The 1,570-nt window shown below is 65.0% G+C and carries 3 protein-coding genes; 2 read left to right on the top strand and 1 reads right to left on the bottom strand.

Annotation, left to right across the window (positions count from 1 at the left end; genetic code table 11):
* Positions 1-62 precede the first annotated feature (62 nt).
* Positions 63-257, bottom strand: coding sequence for a hypothetical protein (locus NTW26_08560; GenBank protein MCX7022303.1), 195 nt, complete (start codon positions 255-257; stop codon positions 63-65).
* On the opposite strand from NTW26_08560, the gene NTW26_08555 reads away from it, so the two are divergent.
* Both NTW26_08555 and NTW26_08550 read left to right on the top strand, forming a co-directional pair.
* Positions 245-598: a hypothetical protein gene (locus NTW26_08555; protein MCX7022302.1), complete on the top strand. Its 354-nt coding sequence runs from the start codon at positions 245-247 to the stop codon at positions 596-598. The two genes, NTW26_08560 and NTW26_08555, sit on opposite strands and share 13 nt — an antisense overlap.
* A gap of 185 nt (positions 599-783) precedes the next feature.
* Complete coding sequence (locus NTW26_08550) at positions 784-1,533, top strand: hypothetical protein (GenBank protein ID MCX7022301.1); 750 nt, start codon at positions 784-786, stop codon at positions 1,531-1,533.
* The last annotated feature ends 37 nt before the right edge of the window (positions 1,534-1,570 follow it).

Here is a 1,570-nt window from a genome sequence, read left to right as displayed (position 1 = left end):
TACGAGGACTACGTCTTCAAGTTCCTCTCGGAGATCCCGGTCAATCACCTCTCTTACGACCACTACCCGCTCAGGCGGTTCGCGCCGGTGCCGGACTGGTATGAGAACATGATGGTCGCGCAGCGTGCTTCGAGGATGGCACGCATCCCGCTGTGGTCGTTCATCTGCTGCTGCGGGATGGACCTGTTCCCCGATCCGACGATGGGCAGCCTGCGCATCCAGGCGTACACGAACCTGGCGATGGGTGCCACGGGCATCGAGCACTTCCTCTACCAGGCCTGCGGCGGGCGGGTCGCGCCCGCCGAACACGCCCTCCGGCTACAAGCCCTTCGAACCGGAGGGGATCATCCGCTCGCTGGCCACCGGGGGCAAGTGCGCGTTGATCAACCTGCTCCGCAAGGACAAGCACCGCTTCCTGGTCATCGTCAACCAGGACTTCATCAACCCCATGCCGCTCTCGATGGCGTGGCGGGACTCGGTGCACATGGGCCGCGTGGGGCGCGACGGGGCCGTCACCATGCTCGGTGAGCCCAACCTCGCCGAGCAGGTCGAGGCCGGCGACGCGGTCATCCTCATCTGGCGCGATGCGCCGAAGTAGACGCCAAAGGCACCGGCACGGCCACCTGCGTCGCGCCCTAGTAGCTGCGCACCCGCACCGGCCGTCCGACGGCTCCCTCTGTCGCGCAGAACCAACCGGTTGGGGCAGGCAAGGGCGTCCCCACGCGCGCCGTGCCCCCACCAGGCGCCGTGCCGCCGCCAGGCCCCTTGCCCCAGGACGTGGGCGTGGACACAGCGGGACTGGCTGCCCTGGGCGACAAGGCCACCCTTGACGACGTGGTTGACATGAGTTGGAACAGCATGCGCACCGACGTGCTGTTCAAGGATGGCGCGGCGCCGGTCGCGCAGGCGCTGGCGGAGGTTCGCTGGACGGGCAGGGAGCTGTTGGACGGCCAGCAGGCCGATGCGCTCAGGCGAACGGCCGCTGCCGTTCTGGCCGGCTATGGGACCAACGACATCCCCGCCTATTTCCAGATGCTCAAGGAAAGCGGGGAAACAGTCGGGGAGATGTTTGATTCGATGATGCGAAAGGACCTTGCGGAGCTCGGCGTTCCCGCGGGTGAGATTCCGTCCGATCCATGGGAAACCCAGTCGCTCTACTGGAGGAAGACCGGCCAACAGACGCTGTGGCAAGGGCTCTGCAAGGAGCGGTCGCAGGTCACGGTCTATGAGACCGGCACCGATGCCCTCCCCAAACCAGGCGAGAGCACGTTCTGGCCGTTGCGCAATTCGATCATGACCTTTGCTCACATTGGCGTTCCGCCGACGTCCTTGCCCGACACGATCAAGTCCAAAGGCAAAGTCAAGGTCGCCGATGTGACCGTGTTCATCTCGCATTCCGATGAGAAAGGCGGGAAGGTCGTCCCCTACGTCATTCGTTTCTGGTACGACTCCGACCGCAAGGTCTGGCGCCCCGGGGCGATGACCTGCTACCCCAATCGATACGAAGTCTGGTTGAATAGACCTACTTTCTAATCGGTGTTCGCGGGCCGCTGAGTCCGGCGTCGCCACC

It is taken from the genome of bacterium, assembly GCA_026398675.1.
Taxonomy (GTDB): Bacteria; RBG-13-66-14; RBG-13-66-14; order RBG-13-66-14; family RBG-13-66-14; genus RBG-13-66-14.
The sequence above is the reverse complement of the archived record's forward strand: the minus strand, read 5'-3'. Positions and strand labels throughout refer to the sequence as shown.